The following is a 22,348-nucleotide window of genomic DNA, read 5'->3' as shown; positions in this document are numbered from 1 at the left end:
GTGAAGCTATACTTTAGCGATTTTTTTGAAGTAAGCCCGCAAGTCATCGAAGAGTATGGAGCATTTGATATTTCACTTATAAATGACTTACCTTTATTTATTGATCCCTTTCTTCTTTTTAACAGCAAAAAGGAAGAGTACCAACAGTTACATACGAATATTCTCAAGTATTTATATTTTTTAAAAGACAAATCAAATACAATAAAAATAACTGACGGCTTATTAAAGGCATGGTATCAGTTTCCTGAAGTAAAACAAAATTGGTTTGGTTTTTGTGAGGACGGAAATGGTGGAAGTGGATTAGGAAAAGAGTTTGCGATTTCTCTACACGAGAACCTCCAAAATATATTTAATGATTTTGGAAATGAAAAGGTAACGAAAGGCACGCATTTAGAAAAGTTATGTCTAATTAAAGAGAGGGTAGGTAAAGATAACATAAGTGATTTTACGACAAATCTAATACATGGATATTTACTCAAATACACTGAAACGTTCGCTGAAAAATATATTGATGAAAAATATTTAAAAGAAATCGCAGTTAGGGGAGCTAATTTTAATTATGAAAGAGAGGTTTGGGAGACCAACCGCTTTAAGCTGCCTTTTATTAATAATGACTATGTTCTTCTAACTCCAAGGGACATGCTTACAAAGGATGAAACGTGGATAAGTAGATTCGATCTTCTTAATAGATTTGCTGACATTCCTCCTGCTATTTCAAATGTTGAACTAAGAGAGCAAATTAATAATTATTTTTACAGTATGATCCCAGAGAAACCTACACAAAGAGATAAACAAGAGGCGCTTTCTAAAACAATAAAAGAGTACCCAGAACTAATTGATTACTATATAAAAAATAAGGAAGATCATGGGGACACTGCAGAGAAAATAAGTATAGATAAGGTATTGTTCTCCATAAACAAATATGTAAAACAATTTGGAGAGTTGGCTAAGATTTTGAGTTCTAGTACAAATTTTTACGGATTTTCTGGTGATACATATGAGGAGGCACACCAAAGGCTTATCTTTTTAAAAGACGTTATTGAAAACAAAGATGGATATAAAATATTTTACTCTAACGGAATACCTATTCAGAAGGAAAATGACTTGCAAATATTATACAGGCTCACGTGGTTCGCCAGTTCTTCTGATGTGAATCGAGAAGTGAATAATGGTAGAGGGCCAGTTGACTTTAAGATTTCGCGAGGTGATAGTGATAAAACTCTTATTGAGTTTAAGCTAGCAAGCAACACTAAGTTAAAAAGAAACTTAGAAAAACAAGTCGAGATATATCAACAAGCTAATAATACGAAAAAATCAATTAAAGTTATTTTGTATTTCTCTGAAATAGAATACAAAAAAATAAATACCGTACTAAATGATTTATCCCTAATAGGTAATAAGGATATCGTATTAATAGATGCCAGAAAGGATAATAAGCCTTCAGCTTCTACAGCTTGAAATGTTAGAATTTCTGCTAACGGGTATACTTTAAACTTACTATAGATAGACTATGTCAGCAGGCTCCTAAGAGCCTGCATCGGGACGGCATAATAATAATCTCTCTCTTAGCTTTGAGTCGGTAGCATAGATATAGAGTCCATGGATGCCACGTTTCATTAAAACATTGAGCGAATTTAATATGATCTCTTCTTTAACCTGTTTTATTTTCTCATTGGAGAAATCAGTTCGTGAGGCAAAGGCACCTACGTCCTTGTATTTAGTAACGTCGATTAGAATTTGATCTGTTTTCTCATCGTATCCAATGGATGGGCCGAGGATTACACCAACATAATTCAAATCAAAACCTTGGATGGTATAAATAGAACCTACTTCTTGAATAGTATGAGTTTCTTCGGCCCAAGTAGTACTGTTACTCGTTATATTCCATGGCATTTTCAGCCCATCAGCCTCTATGTAATATATCTCTCCATCCTTTTTATGTTCATAATCAAAGGTTGACACCAATCTTGACAGACCAAATTCCTGATTCTTGTCTTCAATCGCTTTCTTAAATTGATGTACATTACTAAAGATTTGCAGATCATATGCATTTTTGTTGTCTGTAGGAATCTTAACAAGCTTCTTTGAAAGGAAGCAGTCGATCCAATTTATGATTTCTGGACCCGCATTCATTCGAAATTGATCAGTTAATTGAAATTTTTTGGTAGGATATTTTTCTGTTACTTCATTCAGCATTTGTCTATTCCAATAACTTTTAATCTTGAGAACCTGCCTCGGATCAAAGATTACAATAGTTACAACACTTCTTTTAATGATCTCCTCTAGCTGATTCGCATACCGGAAGTTATTATAATTGTCTTCTTTAGTTAAGAGTAAATGTGCTTCATCTATTAATACAATATTAGCTAATTTAGTATTTGGATCTACTGTTTTGTTTATGAAGGACGTTGGTTTCAAAAAGTTTTTCTTTTTTAAATTAGGGAGACTATTAGCTATACTTTGATAAGTTTTTAACATTTCGCTATGATTAACCAATAAGTAATTATTTGTACCATTCAAAGTGGAGCTAGTATCATTAGCATAATCTTGAATAGTATTAAATATTGAACTTAATAATACACTTTTTCCTGTGCCTGCATTACCCTCAATTACAAGTACGTGAGGAGTAGTCTTTTTAGCGTGCTTCTGACAAAACTCTATAACAGAATTTTTTACTTCTAGTTGCTGTTCCGAGAGTTCTTTATAGGGAGAAAGCTTATACGTATCCTTATTTCTTAAGTTCTCAAGCGTTTCCTCTACAATATGTTCTTGCTTTAGCCTTTCCCATATTTGCATAAAGATTTCTTGGTTGTAATATTCCTTTTGATAGTAATTATGCATCTGGGTTTTTACTGTTTGACTGACATTTTGGAGTTTATATTGATTTTCGGCAATAAAATAATTAATTAGATTGGTCTCGATGTTGTAAGTGGCAGATTGATGAAACCTCTCGTCTCCAATAATGATTGTTTGATTATGGATTTTACGCCGTGGATTTTTTAGGTGCTCATTTAGGCGTCTCTTCACGTGAACAGTTTGCCCAATATAAGCTTGGGATAACTGTTGATTATAAAGAATATAGACGACTGGATGGTTGATTAAATAATCTGCTTGAATCTGATCAGAATCCAACTTATTAAAGCCTATTTTTTCAAAAATAAGTTCATTCGTCATTTTAGTCTCCTGCATAATTGGATTGTCATAGAGAGTGGATACAGGACTTCGCTGTTCCTATATTTGCAATTAACTCCAAAATACCAAAGCTATTTTTAAATTAATCACTATTACAGAAAAGAACATTTATGTATGAAGGGAAAATAAAAAAGATAACCTAAAAAGCTTAGTGCACTATTCTAAGGCCCCGCTAACCTCTTTTACAATCCTCATCATAGCCTCGATTTGCTTAATACTTAACCCGCTCACAGCAACTATATACTCATCAACTGCCGCTCTTTGTGCAGCTTCAATCTCATTTTGTTTATCATAATTTTGAAAAAATTCACTTGGTTGAACCTTTAAGGCTGCCACAATTTTCTCAAGCGAATCTATAGAGAAATTTCGTTCCCCTCGTTCTACTGACCCTATATAGGCATCATCCAGATTGGATAACTCCGCAAGTTTTTGTTGGGTTAAGCCCTTTGCTTTCCGAATATCCCTTACTCTATCCCCAACCAAGTTCCGTAACTTTGTCATTATTATTCACCTCTCCTAAAGGGTAGGAGAGTACAGGTATAAATAGCAGGGTTTCATAGACGGTAAAATTTATTGAAAAAACTCCTTATAAGTAGTATATTTTAATTATTCTACTACTAGCACATAAATAGAGAAAGAAGCTTTTTCTGGAATTACTCTCTATAAGGAGGTTATACCTATGCACCTCTCAATTCTAAAGTCCTTCAACCCGGATGTTCTTGTGGAAATGCTGGAAACTGCGCATTACTTCGAACAGTGGGACAAGCTGCTATACACTGCAGATATTTTGCATAGCTATGCCCAGCGTATCTATGAAGAGCGGCTGTACTGCAAGGCGATGGGGATGACGATCCCCTTTGTTAAGATGCAGCACCCTCTTGTTTATTATTTTGGGTTCAGTCAACAGATGCGGGGAGTTGCATGTCAGCATCTGGGGGATTACGAGCAGGCCAGGGATAGTATTTACAGATATGTAGAACTTGGATGGATGGAGGATTTAGGGACGGATGGGCGTAAGATCGCTCTTGAATTTCGTCATTTGGCAAAAGTGAATTTATATGCCGTAGAAATTTTATCTGGAAAAACAGAACTCCTGGATGATTATGCTCGCGTTCTTCAGAACTCCCCCAATGGACTACTTGATGGGCTGGTTGTTATTATGCAAACTGCGCTTTGTTATGGACTGAACGTGGACGAGCAGTTGAGTCACTTAAATGATGATATAAGTCAAATCAAGCTAGTACAGGATAAAACTGCGCATTTTAAGTACAGGAGGTTTTGTTATCTAGTAGATTTATATAAAATGCGGAAGGCTTAATAGAGTAGTGTGTTTTATTTAGTTTGACTATTCCTGCTCTCCATAATATTCTTAATTAAGAAGCATATAACAAGGCCAAAGCATGGCCGTGATTGACCATTCAGAGGCGTATCCCAGGTAACGGGAGAACTGCCTCTTTTTGGGTTGTTTACTCACTTTTCATGACAGGAGCATATGGATGAAAGAAGAGCTTATAAAACTAATCTTAGCCTTTCGAGAGAATAGGAATTGGGAACAATTCCATAATCCAAAGGATTTGGCTATCTCGTTGAGTATTGAGGCCTCAGAGCTGCTGGAGAATTTTCAGTGGAAATCTTCAGAGGAAGCGGTTGAGTCTAAGAAAGAACAGATCGCCGATGAACTAGCGGATGTGCTAGTTTACGCAGTGTACTTAGCTCAGTCATTAGATCTAGATCTTGAGGACATAATCCTCACTAAGCTTAAAAAGAATGAAGCTAAATATCCAATTGAGAAGGCATTTGGGAAGAAAGACAAATATACTGACCTATAGGAGAGCATCCATGATTGTTTACAGCAGCAGTGCAGTAGCTTTCCGAGAGAAAGTCGATAGTAACCAGTTAACAGTGTAAATTGAGAATGCTTTTATCAGCAAGATGGGCATACGGCCCAGTCAGGGTAAAGGAAGAACCAGAACTAAGAGAGTACCTGGAAGGTCAAATCAAGCGAGTAATGGCATAACAACTCAATTATACTAATGTATCTAAGGAGCAATTATGGCATCAATTATTGGATTTATAGCAGTTATCATCCTTTTATCCATCTTGGCCGGACTGATGCAAAGAAATAAGAAGAAAAAACGCAGTTCAGCCAAGCGGAAAACACCCGTTAAGAAAAGCACGGCCACTGCCTTTAACCGTTCCTCGACAACATGCAGACCGGATGAAGTGCTATTGAAAGCATCTTTAGACCAAATTAACGGCGCTGAGTTTGAAAGATTGCTGTCTCTGTATTTCAGAGATCAAGGCTACACCGTTAAAGAAGTAGGAGTGGGCGGCAAGGATGGGGGCGTAGACTTGGTCATCATCGATAAGCGCGGCGAGAAAACCGCGGTGCAAGCCAAGTGTTATGCTGAACATAATAAAGTTCAGGTTATGACGGTTCGTGAATTGGTAGGGGCTAAGAGAAATCATGACTGCATCTTGTCTCTGCTTATCACCACTTCAGATCTTACAGCGGATGCAAAACGAGAGGCGGAGCAATTTAAAGTTGATTACTGGCATGGGGCTCTAATCGAGAACAAGCTCCGAGCCTGGGGCAAATGGCAGCCTACAAAAGGCAAAGTAAAGCCTAAGAAAGCTAATAGTACCAAAGTAAATGCCGTAACCTGCGCATGTGGAGCATCTATGGTTCAACGTAAAAGTAAGGAAGGCACAGCTTTCTGGGGGTGCAGTAATTATCCAAGCTGCCGGAAGATAAAGGCTATGTAAACCAAAAGAAAGACCATCCTTAAAGTATCAGGATGGTCTTTCGAAAATTAAAGACTAAGAAATTCGCCAAATTCATGTGGGAAGATTAAGATAACTACAAATCGTTACTATCCTTGGAGGACAACATGCCATTACCGGAAATAATCACACAGATTTTCAAGCGTAAGCAAAAATCCTATAAGATGGTCCTAATCCTATCCTTAATTGAAGAGCTGAGAGCAACCAATCAGGAGCGGGTTTCGTTCGATCGCGTTAAGGAGCAGTTTCTTAACTACTTCATAGCTGAACAGGAAAGAGGAAATAGGGTAGATCAGCCACCAGGGCGGGAGCTTTGGAGGGATGCTCCTAAAAGTCAGCTGAAAGATATCATTAACAGTCCTGTTAATGCCCTTACGCATATTTTGTTTGTGAATTCGGAAGATAACACTATTGGTTTTCATAGCCAGCTTCAAAGACAGCTAGGGGAAGAGGGGCTTTCGCAATTAGAGAGACTGGCCAATGATGAACTCCAGACTTACAACGCCGCTTTACAGCATTTCTCTTTGCAAGGTTATCTGGAGAAGATTATGGCGGAGTATACTTCTGCCAAAAAGGAACCTTTCGCGGGTCATGCACTTGGTACATTGTTTCGTCAGACACTTCCTTCCGAGCTCAAAGCATTACCTTTCATAGATGAGCAATACAAAGTTCAAGGTTCCGTTGGACAAGGAAATTGGGCAACCGTTCCTTGGCTAGCAATCCTGGACAAACGGATCACGGAAACGACTCAGCATGGGGAATATGTTGTGTATCTGTTTGCTGAGGATATGAGTGCTGTCTATCTTACGTTTAACCAAGGTGTGACGGTACCTATTCAAGAGAAAGGACGTAGAGAAGGCTATGCTTATCTACGAAACCAAACACATGAGATTCGAGAGCTCCTTTCTCTTACCCATATGAATAAGGATGAAAATATTCGTCTCATGGATAGCGGACTTGGTCAAGATTATCAGGTATCGACTGTTGCTTACATTAAGTACGAAAGAGGAAGCGTTCCGAACGATGAACAACTGATTCGAGATCTGGAGAATGTTATAGAAGATTATCGTCTATATGTGGACACTGTGACATCTACAGGTAATGAAGCCAATGACGAGGAAGTGGAAATATTGCCACAAGAAGCGGAGCCTTTGAAGGACGAGCAAGTAACAAGTATCCTCCACCAAATCCAATCCCACATCCGCCGCCAAGGCTTCTTCTTCCCTGAGCACCTTGTTGAGAACTTCTACCTCTCGCTAAAGGCCAAGCCTTTTGTTATTTTGGCGGGCATATCGGGCACAGGAAAGACTCGGCTAGTGAAGTTGTTTGCGGAGGCGCTTGGAGCAACGAGGGATAATGGTCAGTTTACCTTGATCCCAGTCCGGCCGGATTGGAGTGATCCTGCGGATCTGCTCGGGTATAAGGATCTTTCGGGCAGGTTCCAGCCCGGCCCAATTACGAAGGTGTTCGTGGATGCGCGGAAGCTGGAGAATCAGCATAGGCCTTATTTTATCTGCCTGGATGAGATGAATTTGGCACGGGTCGAGCATTATTTCAGTGATCTGTTAAGTGTGCTGGAAACACAGGAGTGGCGGGAGGGAAGGATTACGACGCAGGACCTTATCTCGTCTACCTTGCTGGATACGCTTGAGGATCAAGAGGAGTATGGCAGTCTTGGCATACCGGAGAATGTGTTCTTGATCGGGACGGTGAACATGGACGAGACAACACATCCTTTTAGCAAAAAAGTACTCGACCGCGCCAACACGCTAGAGTTCAATTACATCAATCTAGAGCAGTATCCGGATTTGGGTGAGCAGGTAGAGACTAGTGGTAGCCCTGACGCTGCTGAACTGAATCATCTTTTCCTGCGCTCTGATTATTTGCAGCTAGTTGATGCCTATGATGTCAACAAAGAGCTCGTTGTCCGGACGACAGAAAGATTGGTTAAGATCAATGCCCTGCTTGAGGATATTCATGCTCATGTGGGCTTTCGGGTGCGGGATGCGATTTGCTTCTATATGATTTATAACGATCGGTACAAGCTGATGAGTGAGGAAGAAGCCTTTGACTGGCAGCTGCTGCAAAAGATACTACCACGAATCCAAGGGAGCCACTCCTCGGTTCGCCGAGTCCTGTTGAGCTTGATTAAGGGTGCTATTGGTAGTGGTGCTGGCGTGACGGTAAATATTGAAGAACTCAAAGAGGATGCTACTCCACTCTATATGAAATGGGCTGCTGGCCAAACTCCGCCTACGGCCAAACATCCGCAAACTGCTCGTAAATTGGCTTTTATGCTCAGGAGGCTGGAGGAAGATGGATTCACCTCATACTGGCTCTCTTAATCAGACGGTGGAATTGCTCCGTGTGGACACGGAGCTTTTTACGCTTTTCATTCAAGGACGGCCTTATCATCCTACGGTAGAGACTTTGCAGCTTCATCGGTCTTCGAGTCAGGAGTGGGTGAATGCTCAGCTTGGACTTAATTATTCCGAACGGCTTGGTGATGTCCAGATCAAAGTCTTTTCACCTGAAGTGGGCGGGATGGTGGACTGGCAGCCGGGGGAGGCTGCGTTTCCATGTTTCTATGAGACACAGTCGTATGAGCTGGTGATTCAGAAGAAGACCTCCGGGAACCTTTCGTTTCACCATGACAATGTGCTGCTGCGGCAATCGATTAAGCCTTTAGGCGATTCCATCCTTGCGGGCGCTCTCAATTTTGGGAATGAGGTCGGCCTGACGGAATGGGAAATCCGGGGTGAGGGGCAGACGCTGCTGCGGGTAGAGATGGAGATTTTCCCCTCGAAGATGGATTACAAGCTGGATTACCAGAATATCCTGAATGAAGTGAATGAGCAGATTTATAATTTGGCATTTGACTTCTTGCGCCGAACCTATCAGCTAACAGGCCTGCGGGAGACACAGCACCAGAGCTTGACCGAGTTCTTCACCATACTACAGCATGTCTTTAGACAGCTTTTGGATGCCGTAGAGCGGATTAACAAGAATCCTAACTACGCTCTGCTCCAGGATCGCCGACTAGTGGATGCCAATCGGGTCAAAAAGGCGGGAAGAGAGAATATCCGCGAGCTCTCGAAGCATCCCGAACGATTGAGAGAAGATTCGAACCAAGGATTCTTGATAATCGGGGACCGAAAGTACACAGCTACTCACTTAATGGAGACGCGCAGACGCCTCGCCTATGATACCAATGAGAACCGGTTCATCCGCTGGATGCTGGAACGTATTCATGGGAAGCTGAAAGAGCTCAAGGGCCGCTGGAAGATGAATAGCCGAACCCCAGATCCATTACTTATCAAAAGGTTAGACGCCATGCTCACCCAGCTAGAGCGAGTGCTCCAGATGGATTTCTTGCGTGAGGCTGGAATGCTGAAGCAGATGTCCGTTACGCTTGTGCTGCAGATGGCGCCTGGATACCGCGAGGTCTATCGCTGTTATCTGATGCTGCTAAAGGGACTGTCTATTCAAGGCGACCTGTTCCGCTTATCTATGAAGGATGTAGCTCAGCTCTACGAGTATTGGTGCTTCCTCAAGCTGAATCAGCTCCTGGGGCAGAAGTATAAACTGGTGAAGCAGGACATTATTAAGGTGAATCGGAACGGTATCTTTGTTACGCTGGATCGCTCACAGAGTGCTAGTATGGTGTACGAAAATCCGCTTAACGGGGAGCAGTTCATCCTGTACTATAACTCGATTCCAAGCTCGGATAAGACCCCGACGCTCAGTCAGCGACCGGATAATGTGCTTACCTTGAAGAAGAAAGATGCTGGTCAGATCAAGGAGTATAAGTATATCTTCGATGCGAAGTACCGGTTAAATCCGGCTTATGAGGGCACTTCCTATCATGAGAAATATAGACAACCTGGGCCTGAAGAGGATGACATTAATACCATGCATCGCTATCGGGACGCCATAGTGTATCAGGAGAAGGGCTCAGGGGAATATGAGCGAAGCATGTTTGGCGCTTATGTGTTATTCCCGTACCCTGACGAGGAGCGGTATAGGACCCACCGTTTCTATAAAAGCATTGAGCTGCTGAACATTGGCGCCTTACCGTTCCTGCCGAATTCTACAAGTCTAGTGGAGCAATTCCTGGATGAGATCATTCAGGATAGTCCGGAAAAAGCTTACGAACGCTCCACACGTCCACGCGGGACGAAAGAATACTACGCCAATCAGCTTGCGGGCAAAAATGTGCTTGTCGGTTCTGTCCGGGGACCCGAACAAGTGAAGGTGGCGCTGCAGAAATCTTTTTATCATATGCCATTAAAAAACCTTTCAGATGTAAAGATACTCACTCAGATCGAATACGTGGCAATGTGCCAATCCAGGAAAAAGTTCAATGATCCTGCAAAGACGGGGATTCACTGGGTAGGGAAAGTAGCGGATTGGAAGGTGCTGCGGCGTAAGGAGATTAAGGAAGTCCCTTGTCGGCCGGGTACGGAAGAAGAGCTGTATGTACGATTTGCGGTTGAGGAATGGAAGAGTTTAGCCGCTCCTATTACGCTAGGAGGACAAGGGATCTACACGGTGCTGTATACGAGCAAGTATATCTTGGACCGGGCCTTGGAAATTGCAGAGCTCCGTCTGGAAACGGAGGAAGAGCTTCGTGAATGGCGTGAGAAGCGCCGCAAGGGCAGGGTGAAGGTGAAGCTGGATCATGAGCAGTATGTGGATTTAGGGAAGGTTGTGGAAGTTCGGAATATCTGAACGAGCTCTTGTTGGCAATCGTAGAGGACATCAGCCGGCTGGAAAGCTTCCTGCACAGTCTGTCGACGGAAAAAGTCTATTTGCGGAGTGCCCTTTCAAGCGGGGCCCTGATTTCCTGTTTACCTGTGTATACATATGGGCAGCGAAGTTCAGTCCGGCCAGCAGGGGATGACGGCTATTCTCGTGAAGCGCTGGAGTTTTATTTCGGTGCATTTTTGTAAATGCATTATACTTTTTGACTATAGCCAGATATCACTTATAAGTGTTATGTAGGTCCTTTTTCTCCATGCTAGAATCAAAACACAACAGAAAGAGATGTGTGAGAAAAGAGGAGGACTATATATGTGCAACAGATTTCAGATCGTAGGCAGCCTGCTGCGTCCGGCGGAGCTACTGGAATATAAACAGCAAATCGAACACCGGGATGATATCAGCTATCCCTTTTACCAGGACTTTGAGGGGTATGAGCAGTGTGAGGCAGAGGCAATTCAGGCTGTAGTTGGCAAAGCAACTGAGAATGGGCTGTCCATTCTGACGGATGGGGAATATTCCAAATCCATGTGGCATTTGGATTTTGTCTGGGGCTTCCAAGGAATTAGCCGCTATATAGCGGATCATGGATATTTTTTCAGAGATACAGATGGAGCTTCAAAATATGAGACTCGAAAAGATATTGGTTTACGCATTACGGGTGAAATGAGTGGAAAAAACCATCATTTTATTCATGTCTTTAAGAAACTTCAAGCCCTTGCTGGCGACCGTGAAACCAAGCTGTGCGTGCCTTCTCCGTCCCATATTTTTGGTGAGCTGTCCTGGTCGGATAACATTGGCGGAACAGAAGCGGTGTATAAGGACAGACTTGAGCTGAAGGCCGGTCTTGTTAACGCTTATAAGGATTTTGTCCAGGAATTCGCTGCAGCCGGAGGAACCATCCTGCAGTTCGACGATTGCCTATGGGAGCTGTTCGCAGACGACAACCCGAACTCTCCATATACCGGCGAGCATATCAATCAAGCGGAAGTACAGAAGCTGGCGGAAGAATTTATTGACATCAACAACACAATTATTGATTACGGTCATAGCTTAGGCCTCAAAATGTGGACGCATAACTGCCGTGGCAACTATGATTCCCGTAATATGGGCGGCGGCTCATATGCCAAAATTGCTAATCTGTTCTTGAAGCAGCTTAAATACGATCGCTTTTTCCTTGAATGGGATGATGAACGTGCAGGCTCACTTGAGGCGCTTGCGGTGTTCAAAGATAAGCCTGAAACGGAAATTGTACTTGGATTGTTGTCTTCTAAAACCAATACGCTTGACGATGAGGCCCGTGTAGTTAGAATGCTTGATGAAGCATCGAAAATTATTGATAAGGATAGATTATTACTTTCTCATCAATGCGGTTTTGCGTCTTGTGATGGCGGTAATGAATTAACGGAAGATGAACAGTGGGCGAAAATTAAACAAGGACAACAGATTGCACAGCAATATTGGGGTAATTAATATTTAACTTAGTTAAAGAGGGGAGCAGGTTCCCTTCCTTAAGACTGTCGAAGGTATTGTCGGCAGTCTTTTTATATTGGATTATCGGAATCCCGAAGGGATACTGTGTAAAAGGAGCATGCTCCTATGGAACACAATGTCGCATTAATCCGGCTGCAATGTCGCAAAAGTACATGGAAACGGAGTGTGCTGATCGATTATACTCGCTTTATATAATATGATAATGAAAATCATTATCATACAAAAGGGGGAGTCAGCATGAACAGAGCAACAAAGAGGCAGGCAACCGGCAGTAAGATAAACGCTGCCCAAAAATCAGGACCATTAATGGTATGGATGCTGGCACTGGTACTTGTGCTGACAGCTTGCGGCAGTGGAGGGGGCACCAGTGCAGGCACAGCCGCACAGCCGTCTGCTGCAGCTTCAGCCGAGCCGTCTCCAGCGTCTGAAACACAGGCTCAGACATCGCCGGAGGCACAGGCTGCTGCAGCCTTCCCGGTTACCATCCAGCACATGAAGGGCGAATATACGCTGACCGGGAAGCCGAAGGTGATTGCTGCGCTTGATGTGAAATTCGTCGATCAATTGATAGCGGTTGGCGAGCGCCCGGCTGGCAGCGTTGTAGCTGGAGCGAAGGACGCCAAGTTTCCAGAATATTTAAGCGACCAACTGGGTGAGGTGAAGGTCCTCGGTACGCGCGATGAGCCCAATCTTGAGGCTATTGTGGCGTTGAATCCGGATCTTATATTGATGACCGACTTTCAGGAGCAGGTGTATGACAGCGTCAGTAAAATTGCGCCTACAGTAGTACTCGACTTCTACGAGGATTGGCGGGATACGTTGGCTACCATCGGTACGATAACAGGCAAGCAGGCGGAGGCGGAGGTAGTGCGTCAGGCTTACGAGGACAAAATCGTCGGACTGCGGGGGCAGCTGTCGGCGAAGCTGGGCGACGAAACGGTAGCGCTGATTCGCCCGAGACCGGAAGGTATTCGTGTACATGGTCCCGAGCATCGGACCGGAAGCATTCTTTATGAGGATTTGGGGTTAAATGTCCCTGCATTCGTTCAGGAGATTAAAGATGACACCTCCGTTGAAATTTCGATGGAGAGAGTCGCAGATATCGGAGCAGATCACTATTTCCTGCTGTCGGATGAATTGTTTGCCAAAGAGGCAGAGGTTCTGGCGAGCAGTCCGGTCTGGAAATCCCTTGATGCAGTCAAGAATAACCGTGCATATAACGTGAATTCAACGCTCTGGATCGCTTACTATGGTCCCATTGCTCTCAACATTATCGTAGATCAGGCCTCGGAAGCGCTGCTGGGATCGCATTGAAATGGACAACTATCTGTCGTCTGTCTCCTGGAAGCAAATGGCGGAAGAATACCGGCTGTGGCTAGGCGAGCCGCCTAAAGGCAGCGTCCGTACTATTGCTCTGAGCCAGTTGCATGAAGAAGCTGCATGCCGCGAATATGTAAGCTGGCTTAAGGATTATATCGGCGCGCCGGATATGCAGGTTGCTGCTTCCATGCTGGCCAAGCGGATCGGCTATCTGTGGATCGCGCCGTTGCTGACCGCTATGACCTTTCATAATCGGGAAGTCTCCTTCCCGCTGGACAACAGCTTCCTATATCATCCGGCTTCCCCGGCTTTTAAAGCGGATACGCATTTTCCTTTCCTGGCGCTGAACGGACTTCGGGCAGCATCGCCACCGGAAGACAGGGAAGTGTGGCGGGAAGAGGTCGTAGAGGAGATTTTTGCGGTAAGACTTGCGCCGCTGCTGCGGACGCTTGCCGCCATTGGCCCCGTCTCTATAGCGGTGCTTTGGGAGAATATTATGGTGCGTATTGCTCCGCTGTATTCTCCTGGAGCAGACGAATCCAGACAAGAAAGGCAGCGGATAAATGCAGATTTTACGTTCCTGACCCGGATGGCCCCTGGGCAACTGTTTGGCGAAAGGAGGAATCCGTTTACCCGTTTTACAGAGAACAATGACCTGGTTCAGGTTGCGAAGAACAAGCGCATCACCTGCTGCTTTTATTACCGGATGTCAGGAGAATATTGCGTAAAGTGTCCGAAAATTGACAATGAGAATGAATCTCAATTAAAATGACAATAGAAACATGCTCACCTTTGCTATAGGCACGCTTGCACTAAGCGATGTAATCTTGTTCAGGTATGTCCGTTTAGCAGAGGGTGCTATTGTCAGGAGATGAGAGAAATGCCGCTGCAAGAGCAGGCAAGTTTATGGAGTGATACGACAATCAAGACGCTTGACGTGCGCAGCGGTACTTTGCCGCCCGGCGGTGTTATGAGCGAAACGGGATTGACAGCCAATCTGTTGCTGCTGGCAGGCGGCGGAGAAGGGGGGCTTGTGATGAATGGTGAAGTTTGCCATGTCCGGGCCTCTTTTGCTTGTCACGCTGTCAAGGGATCAGCTTTTACTTTGACTGCCGGATCAGAAAACATTCATTATACCGTTATTATCTATAAGGCAATTCCTATGACGGGAGCCGCCCATGTTCTGTTCCCGCAGCGTAATCACCCGCTGCGCACTTCGTTTGTTCACTATCCTGTGCTCCCGGCGGAGCTGCATCAGGCGGCGGACAAGATTGTAGCCAAATGGAGCCGGGGAGAGGGGCTGGAACGTTTCCATGCCAATGCGCTGCTGCAAGGAGTGCTGTATGAGCTTATTATGGAGCATGAACGCGGCCGGGGCGGTGCAGAGTCGGACATGGTGGATGTTGTAGCTGCCTATATAGCGGGGCATTATCGTCAGGAGCTGAAGCTTAAAGAGCTGGCTGCGCTTGCCGGCTGCGGCGCGAGACAGCTGCAGCGGCGGTTCAAACAGGAGAAGCTGCTCGGACCGATGGAATATGTGATCCAACTGCGGATGGAGAGTGCAGAGCGGATGCTGCGTCATACGGACGCTACCATCGGCGAAATTGCTGAAAGAACAGGCTACCACGACATGTATTACTTCAGCAGAGCGTTCAAGAAATATTATGGAGTTCCCCCACAGCGCTACAGGCGCACTGCCGCTTCCGGGACCGGTGCGCTCTCCGCTTGTTCCGGGCTGCCGGACCGCTTGGCCTGCTCGTACGAGTCGCTGCAGGGACCGGTGATATGCCATATGCGAGGCGAATATTGCGTTACCGCCTCTCCGCGGCGGATCGCCGTACTCGACGTTCAATATGCTGACCATTTGCTTGCGCTTGAGATGTTACCGGCAGGAAGTGTAGGATTGGGCAGTGCGGCGTTAAATTTCCCCCCATATATCAGGGACAGACTTAAGGCAACGGAAATGCTTGGAACCTATGAGTACCCGGACCTGCAGGCTGTGGAACGGCTGCAGCCGGATTTGATTATCTGTACCGAGGTGCATGATCAGCACTATGAACGCTTAAGGCGGATTGCTCCAACTATAATGTTTAAGCGTAATGAGAGCTGGCAGAGAATTCTGAGCCTGTTCGGCGAACTGACGGGCAAGCGGGGGGAGGCGGAACGTATTATTACGGATTACATTCGCCGGACGGCATTACTGTCAGAAGAACTTGCCCCGGTACTGGCGGGGAAGAGCGTGGCTCTGATCCGCCCGCGTGAGTCAGTGGTTCGGGTACATACTGCCTCTCATCGTACAGGCGCCGTGCTGTACCGGGACCTTGGTCTGCCTGCTCCGCTATTTGTCGCAGACACCTCCGACACGGCTTATCATATTTCAGTCGACAGACTACCGGCTGTGCATGCTAACCACTACTTTTTACTTAGCAACGAGATGATGCAGGAGGGAATATCTGTGACAGAGCAAAGCGTCTGGGGCATGCTGGATGCAGACGGGCGGGAGCATATATATCCGGTGGATGCCGCTACATGGATCGGCTGCTATGGACCGACAGGCATCAATTACATTGTGGATCAGGTAGCCCGCGCCTTGCTGGCCTGAGCGGCAGCCAAGGAACCTCAGCTTAGTGCGGAGCCACTGAATAAAGTTGTTGTTAATTCACAAGCACCTGTCATTGGCAGGTGTTTGTGAGATTCTCACATACGAACATTTGTGCTACAATGTCTTTTGTGAATATATCTTTTTACTCAAAGCGGCTTTCGTTTTGGGGTCCCCAAACCCCCGCAGGACACGTTGGCTCCATCTCTCGTTGTACCCCATCGCTTCCAGATAGACAATTTTTTCGGCCGCATCCATATTCGTCAAACTGTTCATGGGCCTCAGTCGTTTGCGGATTTCTTTGTTGGTTCGCTCGATCGGGTTGGACGTGTAAATGGCGTACCAGATCTGAGGCGGGTAGTCATAAAAACGCAGAAACACATCCAACTGCTCCCCCCAGGACTCCAGTTCCTTGGGATAGATTTTGCCCCATTTCTTTAGCATCACATCAAAGATTGGCCAAGGCCACATCCTTATCCGGCGCAGTGTAAATGCTTTTGAAATCGGCGACCCCCCTCGGTCTTGTGGGTATCCCGAATTTTGGGCAACGTGTTGCGCATCTTGTGGGTCACACAGCTTGAAGACGCTGTAATCAAAGGATTTAAGCTTTGTACAGAGACGTTATAGACTCGTTTGACAGCAGTCTATGAGGATGAAGTGTGATAGGATAAAATTACAATTAAGATCCCCGCAGGGACAGGAAAAGGGAGCATCACGAGCGTCATGAGAATCATTATTTCGCCTGCCAAGAAGATGAAGACAGACATGGATTTCTTGGATTGCCGCCAGATGCCGCAATTCATAAGCGAGTCGGAGACGCTTCTGGCCTTATTACAAAAGTTGAATTATGAAGAAGCAAAAGCTCTATGGAAATGCAATGATGCCATTGCCACGCTGAATGTGGAGCGGATTCGGGATATGGAGTTAACCCGGAACCTTACGCCGGCCCTCTTTTCCTACGAGGGTATCCAATACCAGTACATGGCTCCCGGGGTGTTGCCAATGGAGGAGCTGGAATATCTTCAGCAGCATTTGCGGATATTGTCCGGGTTCTATGGGGTCGTCCGGCCATTTGACGGAGTTGTTCCGTACAGGCTGGAGATGCAGGCAAAGCTGGGCGGGCCCGGGTTCAGTTCGCTCTATTCGTTCTGGAACAGAAAGCTGGCGGATCAGCTTTTTTCGGAAAGCGACTGCATTCTGAATCTAGCCTCCAAGGAATACAGCAAGTGCATTTCCCCTTATATTGGCGGGAACGTTCGAATGGTTAGTTGTGTATTCGGGCGGGAAGCCGGCGGTAAGGTGGTTGAGAAAGGGACCCTGGTCAAGATGGCCAGAGGTGAAATGGTACGCTTCATGGCCGAGCGGCAAATTAGCTGCGTGGAGGATATCCAAAGTTTCGACGGGCTGAATTTCGGCTTTGCTGATGAGTTATCGAGTGAGAGTACTTATGTGTTTATACAAAACAGGTGAAGGAGGGGGGCTTATGATTTTCAGAAAAAATCCAATGGCTTGCAGAGATCGGCTATGCCATAACTAATATTATGCTCCCTCTGACCGCTATAGCTGTTCATTTGGAGGTTCAAGTGAACGGGGATGCGGGAACGGGGCGAGCTACGGTGGTTAGGGGATTTGTTAAGTAGTGAAAAAAATCACAAAATAAACATACAGATCATTGCAAAAACGGGTGTGCTTGTATAATATATTCATATACATTATTAAAGTACATTTGTAAAAGTCGGAGGGTATATTATGGCGACACACCGTTTGAATAGCATGGAAGTGAAGAAGATGAACCGTAACGCCATTTATCGATATTTGTATCACCATGAATCTACTTCCATTCAGGAGATTGCACAAGCGCTCAATCTGAGTCTTCCTACGGTTACACAGAACCTGAAAGAGCTGCAGGAAAGGGAGCTGATTGTAGAGACCGGGTTGTTTCAATCCACCGGAGGCAGGAAAGCGAAATCGATGGCTTGCAACAGTGTGGCGAGATATGCAATCGGGCTGGATGTGACCCGAAATCATGTCGGCATTGTGATCATTGACCTGAGCGGTAAAATTGTCAAGAATATCAGGAACCACTTCCCCTTTGCTAATACTGAAGTCTACTTTAAAGGCGTGGGCAAGCTGGTGGAGGATTTTGTGGAAGAATGCCAGATTGACAGCAGCAGAATCCTGGGGGCCGGGATTGCGCTGCCCGCCATCCTGTCTGATGACCGCCAAACGGTGAGTTATGCCACCGTCATTGACTTCAAGGGGGGAAACGTCCGGCGTTTCGCCGAGTATATCCCCTACCCCTGTATGCTCAGCAATGATGCGAACGCAGCCGGCTTCACCGAATTGTGGGGAGAACAAGACATTCACAATGTAGTCTATCTATCCCTTAACAACAGCGTGGGCGGCTCCATTATAGTTAATAACCAGACCTATGCCGGGCAGAACCACCGGGGCGGGGAATTCGGTCATATGACGATCATGCCGGGAGGCCGTACCTGCTACTGCGGGCAGAAGGGCTGCGTGGATGCCTATTGCTCAGCAAAAATTCTCTCGGACAGCACACAGGGAAGCATTTCTGAATTTTTCCGGCTGCTGAGGGAGGGCAATGAGCCGCAAAAGGCCCTTTGGGAGGAGTACACCGGTTATCTGGTGATTACGATTAACAATCTGCGGATGCTGTACGATTGCGATGTGATTCTAGGCGGCTATGCCGGCGCCTATATGGAGGAATATATTGATACCCTCCAGGGGCTGGCGGCCCTGAAGAACACCTTTGAGGTGGACGGCAAATACCTCCGGGTCTGCAAATACAAGCTGGAGGCTACTGCCGTGGGGGCGGCCCTGGAACTGGTGACTGAATTTATTGACAGCATCTAGATTGTTGCAGAATAAGATTGCCTCAATACACCTAGTTCAACATCAGATTAAAAATAAGGGATTCCTGAAGGTTGTTTGATAGGGATTAGCGTTGGTCACCGGCTTTCGATCTGTTCTAATGTATATCGTACATCAGAATGGTTTAAACGAGGCTCGAATATCCATACTGATGTATTTTGTACATTCAAAGGATAGCCCTAAGGCACTTTTCGGCGAATGCTGCGGTTCCTGCTGCACTAAATACACTGAAATGCTAAAACAAGCCTCCTTTTTCCCATCCTGATGTATAAAGTGCACTCTAGCGATCTCCACCTTAAGCTTACAGCCTGCCTCCCGGGAGGTAGCTTTCGAATGAGCCTTCTATTCCCGCCTTTTAAAGACTGATGCTGTAATAGTGTGATTCTAACCGTAAGTCTAACGGAACCATGCATACTTCTGTTCTCCCGCTCCTCCGGTAGAGGGACGGCGCTGCACCTGCGGCTCCGACCTCGCCCGGGGGAGTTTTTGCATGCCTGCCTGTTTGTGAAATGCCATCTGTTGAATGCGCTTCCATTCTTTTTAGTTTTTTGTTGACTTCAAATCAAAACTGGCTATAATCTTATTTAGAAGGTTTTATAAAAGTGCTTTAGTAATGATTGGAGCAGGGGAGAATCCAAGTGCCAAACCCGAGCTGCGAGTGGGCAAGCGGCCCCTTCAGTAAGGGTTTGGAGATGTATGGAAACGATATCATTTGGGGGGAAGGGCATGGAACAGAGCATTAAACTTAGGGTATCGCAGATCGAGAAGTCCTTTCCGGGGGTTAAGGCGCTAGACAAGATTGACTTTACGGTGAAAAAGGGTTCGGTGCACGTCCTGTGCGGTGAGAACGGTGCCGGAAAATCAACCCTGATGAAGATCATCAACGGCATTCACCAGCCGGACGGCGGACAGATCTTCATAGACGAGAAGCCCGTCAAAATCGGCAGCCCGATCCAGGCACGGAATCTGGGGATTTCGATGATTTTTCAGGAGCTGAATTACGTGCCCGAAATGACAGTGGAGGAGAACATTTTCCTGGGGAATCTGCCGGCGAACAGATTCGGCAAGGTCGACTGGAAGCAGGTCAGACAGCGCACAACGGAGCTGCTGCGTGCAGAGAATCTGCCGTACTCCCCCACTACGCTGCTCAAGGACTTGACGGTGTCGGATATTCAGATGCTGGAAATTATGAAAGCGATTTCGTACAAGTCGGACATCATCATCATGGATGAGCCTACCTCTGCGATCACCCACGAGGAAGTGGATAAGATGTTCGTAAAAATCAGGGAGCTGCAGGCCCGGGGCGTCAGCATCATCTATATCTCGCATAAGCTGGACGAGATTTTCCAGATCGCCGATGAGATTACGGTGTTCCGGGACGGCACGGTAGTGGAGAGTCATCCCCGGGAGGAGCTCGACATTGAGACGGTCATCTCGCTGATGGTGGGACGCAAGCTTACCAACACCTACCCGAAGGAAGAAGTGGAGATCGGGGATACCTTGCTGAAGGTGGAGAATCTGAGCGGTGCCGGCGGCTACCGGAATGTCAGCTTCCATGTGCGCAAGGGGGAAATGGTAGGCTTTGCGGGACTAATCGGGGCAGGGAGAACCGAGGTGATGCGTTCGCTCTTCGGGCTCGATCCCATCGCATCCGGGCATGTGTACATCAAGGGACGGAAGGTCACCATCAAGAACGTAGAACAGAGCATTAAGAACGGCATGGTCATGCTCTCCGAGGACAGACGCCGGTACGGGATTATCCCCATGCGGTCGGTGAAGGAGAATACGACATTGTCGTCCCTGAAAAGCGTGTTCTACCGCTTCCGGCATCACGGCAAGGTTGAACAGGATATCGTTTCGGATATGTTCCAGAAAATGCGGGTGAAAACCCCCTCCATGGATACAGTCATTGCGTCGCTGAGCGGAGGCAATCAGCAGAAAGTGCTGCTCGCCAAATGGATGATCCTGGGTCCGGATATTCTTATCCTGGATGAACCTACCCGGGGCATCGACGTCGGCGCCAAATTTGAAATCTATAAGCTGATGACGGAGCTGGTCAAGGAGGGCAAGGTTGTAATTATGGTCTCCTCTGAACTTCCCGAGCTGCTGGGGATGTGTGACCGGATTTACGTTATGGCCAAGGGCACCATTACCGGGGAAATCAGCCGGGGAGATTTCTCCCAGGAGCAGATTATGAAATACGCCACCGGATCGATAACATCAAATGAGGTGAACCGAATTGAAAGATAACATGAATTGGAGCCTATTCTGGAGCACATTTAAAAAGACGTACAGCATCTATTTGGTGCTGCTGGCACTGTTTATTGTTTGTTCTTTTGCCAACCCCAACTTTCTGTCCGTCAATAACCTGACCAATATTTCCACTCAGCTGGCGGTAACCACCATCCTGGCTTTTGGCCAAACCATACTGATCATCAGCGGGATGCTGGATTTATCGGCGGGTTCCGTGCTGGCGCTTTCCGGAGTATTCGCTGTATCCGCTTACAAATCAACAGGCTCATTTACCGTCGCCATTGTAACAGGCATCGTAACCGGGGTAGTGTGCAACGTCGTCAACGCCGTGATGGTCAGCACCTTCAAGACGCCGCCATTCATTGCGACATTGGCCATGCTGACTATGGCCCGGGGGGTTGCCCTCCTTTTTACCAAGGGACAGAATATCCTGCAGCTGGAGGATTTCACTATACTCGGTCAAGGCTCCATCGGATTCATTCCCATCCCCGTCCTGTTTCTGATCGCATTCGCAATTATCACCTGGTATCTATTGCGGCATACCAAATTCGGACGTTCGCTGTTTGCGGTAGGCGGGAATGAAGAAGCGGCTGCCGCTTCCGGTATCAACGTATCTAAGGTTAAATACAGCGCCTTCATCATCAACGGTATTTTTGTAGGGGTGGCAGGGATTCTCTTCATGTCCCGGGTAAATGCCGGACTTCCCAACGGAGCGATCAACTATGAGTTTACGGCGCTGACGGCGGCGATCATCGGGGGCACAAGCTTCTCCGGGGGGATCGGTTCCGCAGGCGGCACACTGGCCGGAGCATTCATTGTAGGCTTTTTGGATAACATCATGAACTTGACCAATGTCGACTCCTACATGCAGCAGATTATCCGCGGCGCCATCATTGCCCTGGCCGTTATCTACGATATCCGTTCCAAGAACCGCAGAACCAAGAACACACTAGGCAGAATTGAAGACAAGAGCGGAAAGAGCGGCAAAAGCGGCGGGCGGAGAGGAGAGCCGATACAGGAAATCGCCAAGGGACCCCATTGATTGCAGGT

General features: G+C 46.2%; 17 protein-coding genes and 1 pseudogene. 15 read left to right on the top strand and 3 right to left on the bottom strand.

Features of this window, described 5'->3' with window-relative positions:
* Window positions 1-1,458, top strand: coding sequence for a DUF8370 family protein (locus IEY53_RS22940; protein WP_189029172.1), 1,458 nt, complete (start codon window positions 1-3; stop codon window positions 1,456-1,458).
* A gap of 66 nt (window positions 1,459-1,524) precedes the next feature.
* Here the strand turns inward: IEY53_RS22940 and IEY53_RS22935 are convergent, their stop codons facing one another.
* Window positions 1,525-3,174, bottom strand: a complete 1,650-nt coding sequence (locus tag IEY53_RS22935; protein WP_189029170.1) for a DUF2075 domain-containing protein — start codon at window positions 3,172-3,174, stop codon at window positions 1,525-1,527.
* A 174-nt stretch (window positions 3,175-3,348) separates the two neighbouring features.
* On the bottom strand, window positions 3,349-3,693 hold the full coding sequence (locus IEY53_RS22930) for a helix-turn-helix domain-containing protein (protein ID WP_189029168.1): 345 nt from the start codon (window positions 3,691-3,693) through the stop codon (window positions 3,349-3,351).
* A gap of 178 nt (window positions 3,694-3,871) precedes the next feature.
* On the opposite strand from IEY53_RS22930, the gene IEY53_RS22925 reads away from it, so the two are divergent.
* The 10 genes from IEY53_RS22925 to IEY53_RS22880 all read left to right on the top strand — a co-directional run bounded on the left by IEY53_RS22925 (window position 3,872) and on the right by IEY53_RS22880 (window position 16,153).
* The gene (locus IEY53_RS22925) at window positions 3,872-4,510 is read left to right on the top strand and encodes a DNA-binding protein (RefSeq protein WP_189029166.1); all 639 of its coding nucleotides are present in this window, start codon (window positions 3,872-3,874) and stop codon (window positions 4,508-4,510) included.
* A 178-nt stretch (window positions 4,511-4,688) separates the two neighbouring features.
* Window positions 4,689-5,021: a nucleotide pyrophosphohydrolase gene (locus IEY53_RS22920; protein WP_189029164.1), complete on the top strand. Its 333-nt coding sequence runs from the start codon at window positions 4,689-4,691 to the stop codon at window positions 5,019-5,021.
* A 223-nt stretch (window positions 5,022-5,244) separates the two neighbouring features.
* On the top strand, window positions 5,245-5,958 hold the full coding sequence (locus tag IEY53_RS22915) for a restriction endonuclease (protein WP_189029162.1): 714 nt from the start codon (window positions 5,245-5,247) through the stop codon (window positions 5,956-5,958).
* Between the two features lie 125 nt (window positions 5,959-6,083).
* Window positions 6,084-8,321, top strand: a complete 2,238-nt coding sequence (locus tag IEY53_RS22910; protein ID WP_189029160.1) for an MrcB family domain-containing protein — start codon at window positions 6,084-6,086, stop codon at window positions 8,319-8,321.
* Window positions 8,293-10,707: a restriction endonuclease-like protein gene (locus IEY53_RS22905; protein ID WP_189029158.1), complete on the top strand. Its 2,415-nt coding sequence runs from the start codon at window positions 8,293-8,295 to the stop codon at window positions 10,705-10,707. Before IEY53_RS22910 ends, IEY53_RS22905 begins: the two co-directional genes overlap by 29 nt.
* Window positions 10,708-10,718: 11 nt before the next feature.
* Window positions 10,719-10,928 carry a hypothetical protein gene (locus tag IEY53_RS22900; RefSeq protein WP_189029290.1) on the top strand — a complete coding sequence of 70 codons (210 nt, stop codon included), beginning with the start codon at window positions 10,719-10,721 and terminating at the stop codon, window positions 10,926-10,928.
* Between the two features lie 121 nt (window positions 10,929-11,049).
* Window positions 11,050-12,210 carry a cobalamin-independent methionine synthase II family protein gene (locus IEY53_RS22895; protein WP_189029156.1) on the top strand — a complete coding sequence of 387 codons (1,161 nt, stop codon included), beginning with the start codon at window positions 11,050-11,052 and terminating at the stop codon, window positions 12,208-12,210.
* A 258-nt stretch (window positions 12,211-12,468) separates the two neighbouring features.
* Window positions 12,469-13,545, top strand: a complete 1,077-nt coding sequence (locus IEY53_RS22890) for an ABC transporter substrate-binding protein (RefSeq protein WP_189029154.1) — start codon at window positions 12,469-12,471, stop codon at window positions 13,543-13,545.
* Window position 13,546: 1 nt separating this feature from the next.
* A complete protein-coding gene (locus tag IEY53_RS22885) occupies window positions 13,547-14,323 on the top strand; it encodes a (2Fe-2S)-binding protein (RefSeq protein ID WP_189029152.1) in 777 nt (258 codons plus the stop codon).
* Window positions 14,324-14,431: 108 nt separating this feature from the next.
* Window positions 14,432-16,153: a helix-turn-helix domain-containing protein gene (locus tag IEY53_RS22880; protein ID WP_189029150.1), complete on the top strand. Its 1,722-nt coding sequence runs from the start codon at window positions 14,432-14,434 to the stop codon at window positions 16,151-16,153.
* Between the two features lie 114 nt (window positions 16,154-16,267).
* Here IEY53_RS22880 and IEY53_RS22875 read toward each other — a convergent pair.
* Window positions 16,268-16,725 (bottom strand): annotated as a pseudogene (locus tag IEY53_RS22875) (transposase); the annotation flags it as partial.
* Window positions 16,726-16,873: 148 nt separating this feature from the next.
* On the opposite strand from IEY53_RS22875, the gene yaaA reads away from it, so the two are divergent.
* From yaaA to IEY53_RS22855, 4 genes are all read left to right on the top strand, one after another.
* A complete protein-coding gene (gene yaaA / locus IEY53_RS22870) occupies window positions 16,874-17,620 on the top strand; it encodes a peroxide stress protein YaaA (RefSeq protein WP_189029147.1) in 747 nt (248 codons plus the stop codon).
* 279 nt (window positions 17,621-17,899) lie between these two features.
* Complete coding sequence (locus IEY53_RS22865; RefSeq protein WP_189029145.1) at window positions 17,900-19,027, top strand: ROK family transcriptional regulator; 1,128 nt, start codon at window positions 17,900-17,902, stop codon at window positions 19,025-19,027.
* A 744-nt stretch (window positions 19,028-19,771) separates the two neighbouring features.
* On the top strand, window positions 19,772-21,295 hold the full coding sequence (locus IEY53_RS22860) for a sugar ABC transporter ATP-binding protein (RefSeq protein ID WP_189029143.1): 1,524 nt from the start codon (window positions 19,772-19,774) through the stop codon (window positions 21,293-21,295).
* Entirely contained in the window at window positions 21,285-22,340 is a 1,056-nt protein-coding gene (locus IEY53_RS22855) for an ABC transporter permease (RefSeq protein ID WP_229696294.1), read from the top strand. The genes IEY53_RS22860 and IEY53_RS22855 overlap by 11 nt, the downstream gene beginning before the upstream one ends.
* Window positions 22,341-22,348 lie beyond the last annotated feature (8 nt).

It is taken from the genome of Paenibacillus albidus (genome assembly GCF_014644435.1).
Lineage (GTDB): Bacteria > Bacillota > Bacilli > Paenibacillales > Paenibacillaceae > Paenibacillus_AQ > Paenibacillus_AQ albidus.
This window is presented reverse-complemented; position numbering and strand designations above follow the sequence as displayed.

What these genes read in the sequence shown, in the direction of transcription:
- IEY53_RS22920 (WP_189029164.1), top strand. Translation starts at nt 4,689, where the DNA reads ATGAAAGAAGAGCTTATAAAACTAATCTTAGCCTTTCGAGAGAATAGG.
- IEY53_RS22895 (WP_189029156.1), top strand. Translation starts at nt 11,050, where the DNA reads ATGTGCAACAGATTTCAGATCGTAGGCAGCCTGCTGCGTCCGGCGGAG.
- IEY53_RS22925 (WP_189029166.1), top strand. Translation starts at nt 3,872, where the DNA reads ATGCACCTCTCAATTCTAAAGTCCTTCAACCCGGATGTTCTTGTGGAA.
- IEY53_RS22915 (WP_189029162.1), top strand. Translation starts at nt 5,245, where the DNA reads ATGGCATCAATTATTGGATTTATAGCAGTTATCATCCTTTTATCCATC.
- yaaA (WP_189029147.1), top strand. Translation starts at nt 16,874, where the DNA reads ATGAGAATCATTATTTCGCCTGCCAAGAAGATGAAGACAGACATGGAT.
- IEY53_RS22880 (WP_189029150.1), top strand. Translation starts at nt 14,432, where the DNA reads ATGCCGCTGCAAGAGCAGGCAAGTTTATGGAGTGATACGACAATCAAG.
- IEY53_RS22860 (WP_189029143.1), top strand. Translation starts at nt 19,772, where the DNA reads ATGGAACAGAGCATTAAACTTAGGGTATCGCAGATCGAGAAGTCCTTT.
- IEY53_RS22865 (WP_189029145.1), top strand. Translation starts at nt 17,900, where the DNA reads ATGGCGACACACCGTTTGAATAGCATGGAAGTGAAGAAGATGAACCGT.
- IEY53_RS22935 (WP_189029170.1), bottom strand. Translation starts at nt 3,174, where the DNA reads ATGACGAATGAACTTATTTTTGAAAAAATAGGCTTTAATAAGTTGGAT.
- IEY53_RS22885 (WP_189029152.1), top strand. Translation starts at nt 13,547, where the DNA reads ATGGACAACTATCTGTCGTCTGTCTCCTGGAAGCAAATGGCGGAAGAA.
- IEY53_RS22890 (WP_189029154.1), top strand. Translation starts at nt 12,469, where the DNA reads ATGAACAGAGCAACAAAGAGGCAGGCAACCGGCAGTAAGATAAACGCT.
- IEY53_RS22905 (WP_189029158.1), top strand. Translation starts at nt 8,293, where the DNA reads ATGGATTCACCTCATACTGGCTCTCTTAATCAGACGGTGGAATTGCTC.
- IEY53_RS22910 (WP_189029160.1), top strand. Translation starts at nt 6,084, where the DNA reads ATGCCATTACCGGAAATAATCACACAGATTTTCAAGCGTAAGCAAAAA.
- IEY53_RS22930 (WP_189029168.1), bottom strand. Translation starts at nt 3,693, where the DNA reads ATGACAAAGTTACGGAACTTGGTTGGGGATAGAGTAAGGGATATTCGG.